The organism is Sphaerotilus sp. (assembly GCF_041083715.1).
In the GTDB taxonomy this organism is placed as follows: domain Bacteria; phylum Pseudomonadota; class Gammaproteobacteria; order Burkholderiales; family Burkholderiaceae_C; genus Sphaerotilus.
On the sequence record NZ_JBFPGY010000378.1, the window covers coordinates 1 to 5,153 of the forward strand.

The 5,153-nt window shown below is 69.3% G+C and carries 6 protein-coding genes; 1 reads left to right on the top strand and 5 read right to left on the bottom strand.

What is annotated here, in order from left to right:
• The 3 genes from AB3X43_RS17740 to rarD form a co-directional block, all read right to left on the bottom strand.
• A partial coding sequence (locus AB3X43_RS17740; RefSeq protein WP_369431194.1) for an aminopeptidase P family N-terminal domain-containing protein occupies positions 1-1,177 on the bottom strand: 1,177 nt, incomplete at its 3' end.
• A gap of 13 nt (positions 1,178-1,190) precedes the next feature.
• Positions 1,191-2,591 (bottom strand): TAXI family TRAP transporter solute-binding subunit, encoded by a 1,401-nt coding sequence (locus AB3X43_RS17745; protein ID WP_369431195.1) that lies wholly within the window; start codon positions 2,589-2,591, stop codon positions 1,191-1,193.
• On the bottom strand, positions 2,588-3,466 hold the full coding sequence (gene rarD, locus AB3X43_RS17750; RefSeq protein WP_369431196.1) for an EamA family transporter RarD: 879 nt from the start codon (positions 3,464-3,466) through the stop codon (positions 2,588-2,590). The genes AB3X43_RS17745 and rarD overlap by 4 nt, the downstream gene beginning before the upstream one ends.
• A gap of 139 nt (positions 3,467-3,605) precedes the next feature.
• Between rarD and AB3X43_RS17755 the strand changes: the two genes are divergently transcribed.
• Positions 3,606-4,715, top strand: coding sequence for a S1C family serine protease (locus AB3X43_RS17755; RefSeq protein WP_369431197.1), 1,110 nt, complete (start codon positions 3,606-3,608; stop codon positions 4,713-4,715).
• A 3-nt stretch (positions 4,716-4,718) separates the two neighbouring features.
• On the opposite strand, the gene AB3X43_RS17760 is transcribed toward AB3X43_RS17755, so the two are convergent.
• Complete coding sequence (locus AB3X43_RS17760) at positions 4,719-5,006, bottom strand: GNAT family N-acetyltransferase (protein WP_369431198.1); 288 nt, start codon at positions 5,004-5,006, stop codon at positions 4,719-4,721.
• A gap of 14 nt (positions 5,007-5,020) precedes the next feature.
• Positions 5,021-5,153 (bottom strand): TonB C-terminal domain-containing protein (locus tag AB3X43_RS17765; protein WP_369431199.1); only part of this gene is annotated, 133 nt, incomplete at its 5' end.

A 5,153-nucleotide genomic window follows, 5' to 3' on the forward strand; every position in this document is an offset into this window, starting at 1 on the left:
TCCACGCGAATGACTCGGGCGTGGCGCGGTAGTGCGGCATCGCGCCGTTGGCGTTGAAGCCGGCGATGGTCGGGAAGCTCAGCGACACGAAGCCCGGCTGGCGTGCCCGCTCCGCGCTCAGGCGCTCATCGATGGTCAGCTCGCTGATGGCTTCATGGCCCAGCGCCGACTCGAACCATGCGTAGAACGCGCACATCGCAGCGCCGTCCATCTCCATCGCCTCGCGCACGAAGACAGCTTCGGCAGCGGTCTTGCGGCTCTTGGCGAGCGTGCTCGGGTTGATCGCCTCGACGACGCGCACGTTCGCCGGCACCGCCTGGCGCAGCCCCAGCGTGATGCGCTTCGGATCGACCAGCAGCGTGGTGCCGGCAGGCAGCCGCGCGAGCGCCGGGGCTGCACTGGCGTAATCGGCCAGCACGATGCCGTCCGCCGCCAGCCGCACCTGCAGCGCCGCGTCCACCTTGCCAGCGCCGACAAACAGCGTGGCCGACTGCTTGCCGATCAGCAGGTGGGCGAGAAAGACGGGGTTGTAGTCCACGTCCGTGCCGCGCAGGTTGGTGATCCACGCAACGTCGTCCACGGTGGAGACGAGGTGGTGGTCCGCACCGGCCCGCGACATCCCCGCCCGCACTGCGGCGAGTTTCTCGGCGCGCGACACGGCGGCGTGGGGCGGGCGGTGTTCGTGGACCGGCGCTGCAGGCAGGCCGGGGCGGCCGGGCCAGGCCTCGTCCAGCACGTCGATGTCCGTGCGCAGCACGATGCCGCGGGCCGCCAATGCATCGCCCAGCTGCTTGGCCGCCGCGAGTCCCAGCACGGCGGCATCCACCGCCAGCACGTCGCCCGCGGCGAGCGTCTGCGCGATCCAGTCGAGGTGGTGCGTGGCCGCGCCGGTGGGGATCTTCACCAGCTCGACCGTGGTGCCGGCCAGCTCGGCCTCGGCCTGCGTCCAGTAGCGGCTGTCGGCGAAGACGGCAGCGCGGGTGGGCGTCACCACCAGCGTGCCCATCGAGCCGGTGAAGCCCGAGAAGCGCACGCGGCCCTGCCAGCGCTCGGGCAGGTACTCGGACAGGTGCGGATCGGCGGACGGCACCAGCACGGCAGCCAGCGCGTGCTGGTGCAGGCGTGCGCGCAGCAGCGCCAGGCGCTCGGGAACGGGGGAGGTCGGGGCGTGCGTCATGGCGGTGTGGGATTCAGGTCGAAGAAGTCACAGGCACATCGGACATCCCGGCGAGCCGCTGGCGCACCAGCGTGATGTGGCTGCGCAGCGAATACAGCTCGTCGGCATAGGACAGCGGCACCGGCAGGCGCTCGACATGTTCCTCGATGCGGTCCAGGTCGCCGGTGAGCAGCGTGGCGCTGCGCGTGCCATCGGTGATGTGCTGCTCGATCTCGCGCAGGCTGCCGTACCAGCGGAAGATGCGCGAGCGGATGCGGAAGTTGTAGAGCGGCGGCACCACCCGCGACAGCGGGATCAGCACCGCGATGATCGACACCAGCACGACCCACATCCGGTCCACCAGATTCGCCATCCAGAAGCTCACGTGGCGCTGCAGCATCGGCTCGCCGGTGGCGTAGAAACGCTGTGCTTCGGGTGCCAGCGGGTAGTCGCCGCCAATGCCCTTGGGGAACTCGCCCTTGGACTGGAACCAGTTCGGCTCGCCGTGGATCTTGCGCGCGGCCTGCACCAGCAGCTGCTGCAGCGCCGGATGCGTGTCGTCGCGCACGACGAGCATCGCGGTGGCCGCCACCAGCCGCACATCCTGCGTCGGCAGGTCCTTGGCCAGATCGACCACGCCGCGCGGCAGCCCGACCGGCGACACCTGCGGCACGCGCCGTGCGTATGCCTCGGCCTGCGCGAAATCGAGCAACCGGATGCCGGGTGTGATCAGCAGCATCCGCACGATCGGCGATTCGGGTGCCGAGACCATCGCCATCGCGTCGATCTCGCCGGCCAGCAGCGCGACGACTGCCGGTGTGGTCGCCAGCCGGGTCAGCGGCATGGACGTGGTGTCCAGCCCGTTGGCATCCAGCAGGCGGCGCATCAGGTTGGTCACGCCGCTGCCGTCCTGGCCGACATTCAGGCGCCAGCCGGCCATCTGCGACAGGCTGTCGAGTGTCTCGCGGCCGAGCCTCGCCTTGGCGGTGTCGTCGCGGTAGAACACCCAGACCGGCTCGCGGAACAGGCTGCCCAGGCTCAGCAAGGTGTCGTCCGGTGCCTCGTCGCCGAGCCGGACCTCGTCGGAGCCGCCCTGCACGAAGGCGGCATCCACCTCGCCGCTCTTGAGCAGCTGCAGGTTCTCCAGCGAGCCCTGCGTCGGTTTGAGCACCACTTCGATGCCGTACTTTTCCAGCGCCTGCTGGTAGCGTGTGCCGAACTCGGCGTAGGCACCCTGCGCGGTCCCCGTGGCCAGCACCATGCGGCGTGGCGGATTGGGATTGAGCATGACGTAGGCCATCCACACCAGTCCGATCGCCAGCAGCAGCACCGGCCCGCCGGTGATCAGCATTTCCTTCAGCGAGATCAGGGCGGAGCGCACGCGCAGCAGCGCGGCGCCCGTGTGTTGTTTCAGTGGACGGTGCATGGTCGTCATGTCGTCGAAAACTGTCGGCTGCGCCACCACAGTTCGGCGCTGAACAGTGCGCAGGCCACCCAGATGATGACAAATCCCTGCGCCCGTGCACCGGCAAAGGGTTCATGGAACAGCCAGACGCCGAGCGCGAGCTGGATGGTCGGCCCGATGTACTGCAGCATGCCCAGCAGGCTCAGCGGAATGCGCCGCGCACCGCCCGCGAACAGCAGCAGCGGCACGGCGGTGAGCGGCCCGGCGGCCATCAGCAGCAGTTGCAGATCGTGGGGTGCGCCCGGAAAGACCGACTGGCCGCGGGCCACTGCCCAGCCGAGGCCGGCCAGCGCGAGCGGGCCGAGCAGCAGCGTCTCCAGCGTCAGCCCTTCGAGCGCGCCGAGCGTGGCAGTCTTGCGCAGCAGGCCGTAGGACGAGAAGCTGGCCGCCAGGATCAGCGCGATCCACGGTGGCGTGCCTTGCGCCCAGGTCAGCCAGGCGACACCGGCGGCGGCGGTGGCCACGGCGCCCCACTGGGCCGGCCGCAGCCGCTCTTTCAGCACCAGCCAGCCGGTGAGCACATTGGCGAGCGGTGTGATGAAGTAGCCCAGGCTGGCGTCGACCACCCGGTCGTGGCCGATGGCCCAGATGTAGACGTACCAGTTGGTGCCGATCAGTGCGGATGAGGCCAGGAACAGCCCGATCACCCGCCGGTTGCGCAGTGCGGGGCCGAGCCAGCCCCAGTGCCGCTGTGCGGTGAGAACGCCGAGCAGGAACAGCAGCGACCAGACCACGCGGTGTGCCAGCACTTCGAGTGCGGCGACGCTGTGCAGGAGCCTGAAATACAGCGGAAACAGTCCCCAGATCACATAGGCCAGCGATGCTTGCAGGATGCCGTTGCGCATCAGGCGGGGCCAGGTGTCCGGAGTCGGACTGGATGGAAATTGGGCGTGCTCATGGTGCAAGGATACCCGCGTGGCCGATGCCCGCCTGTCACCGACGGGTACCGCCCGGCGGTGACAAAATGCAAGGAATCTGCCAGTGATGGAACTCACCATGACGAACAACGCGAAAAATGCGAACAACGGCCGCAGGAAAATGCTCGGCGGGTGCCTGTTGCTGGCGCTGGCCTGCCCGCTGACGGCGTGTGGGCGCGAGGAGGGCGCGGCGCCGCGACCGGTGGCTGCCCGGGGCACGCTGCTGGCGGATGAGCAGGCTGTGGTGACGCTGTTCGAGCAATCGGCGCCCTCGGTGGCCTACATCACGACGGAAACCGTGCAGCGCGGCACCTTCGGTGGGGCGGAGGTCAGCCAGGGGGCGGGTTCGGGCTTTGTCTGGGACAACGCCGGGCATGTGGTGACCAATTTCCACGTGGTGAAGGACGCACGCAAGGTGTTTGTCCGGCTGGATGCCGGCAAGCCGATCGAGGCCGAACCGGTCGGCGGTGCGCCTGAATACGACCTGGTCGTGCTGCGGCTGAAGACGGTGCCGAAGAACCTGCGTCCGGTGCCGGTCGGCACGTCGCGCGACCTGCGCATCGGCCAGACGGTCTATGCCATCGGCAATCCTTTCGGGCTCCAGCGCACGCTGACCAAGGGCCTGGTCAGCGCACTGGACCGGGAGCTGCCGACCGCGAACTTCCGCGAGGTGGCGGGCGTGATCCAGACCGATGCTGCCATCAATCCCGGCAACTCGGGTGGCCCGCTGCTGGACAGCGCGGGGCGGCTGATCGGCGTGAATTCGGCGATCCGCTCTAGCAGCGGCAGCTCGTCGGGGATCGGTTTCGCGATCCCGGTGGATCTGGTGAACCGGGTGGTGCCGTCGCTGATCAACCGTGGCCACGCACCGCTGCCGGGCATCGGCGTCACGCCGATCTCGCCGGACCAGGTGGCGCGGGCAGGTATTTCGGGCGTGGTGCTGGGGGCGGTGGGGCGGGGAACGCCTGCAGCCACGGCCGGGCTGGTGCCCTACAACCCGGACACCGGTGACCTGGGCGATGTGATCGTGGGCGTCAACGGCAAGCCGGTGCAGACGCTGTCGACCTTCGTCGGCGAGCTGGAGCGCTCCGGCATCGACACGGTGGTGGAGCTGACCGTGCGCCGCGGCGAGAAGGAACGCAAGCTGCGGGTCAAGGTGATCGACCTGCGTGCCTGAGGCTCAGTCGGCCTGGCGCACGGACAGCTCGGGGTGCCGGCGCAGGTAGACCCGCACGTAGGAGCACGATGGCCGGACCGCCAGCCCTTCGGTTTCCGCCCAGGCCAGCGCTTGCTGCACCAGCGCTGCGGCGATGCCCCGGCCTTCGAGCGCCCGCGGCACACCGGTGTGGTTCAGGTCCACCACGCCGGGGCTGCGCCGGTAGGCGGCCACGCAGAGCTGGCCGTCCACCATGGCCTCGAAGCGTGCGGCGGGTTCGTTGTGGACCACGGAAATCGGGGTATCAGGCATGGTGGGGATGATGTTCACCGCTCGGAGGCGGTCCAGGGAATGTCGATCACCGGTGGGACCCGGCTGTCGGTGTCGCGCGGCACGACGCCAGCGCGGTCGATTGCGTCGAGCACGGCCTGGTCCCAGTCGGCCTGGCCGCTGGACTTG

What these genes read in the sequence shown, in the direction of transcription:
- AB3X43_RS17745 (WP_369431195.1), bottom strand. Translation starts at nt 2,591, where the DNA reads ATGACGACCATGCACCGTCCACTGAAACAACACACGGGCGCCGCGCTG.
- rarD (WP_369431196.1), bottom strand. Translation starts at nt 3,466, where the DNA reads ATGCGCAACGGCATCCTGCAAGCATCGCTGGCCTATGTGATCTGGGGA.
- AB3X43_RS17755 (WP_369431197.1), top strand. Translation starts at nt 3,606, where the DNA reads ATGGAACTCACCATGACGAACAACGCGAAAAATGCGAACAACGGCCGC.
- AB3X43_RS17760 (WP_369431198.1), bottom strand. Translation starts at nt 5,006, where the DNA reads ATGCCTGATACCCCGATTTCCGTGGTCCACAACGAACCCGCCGCACGC.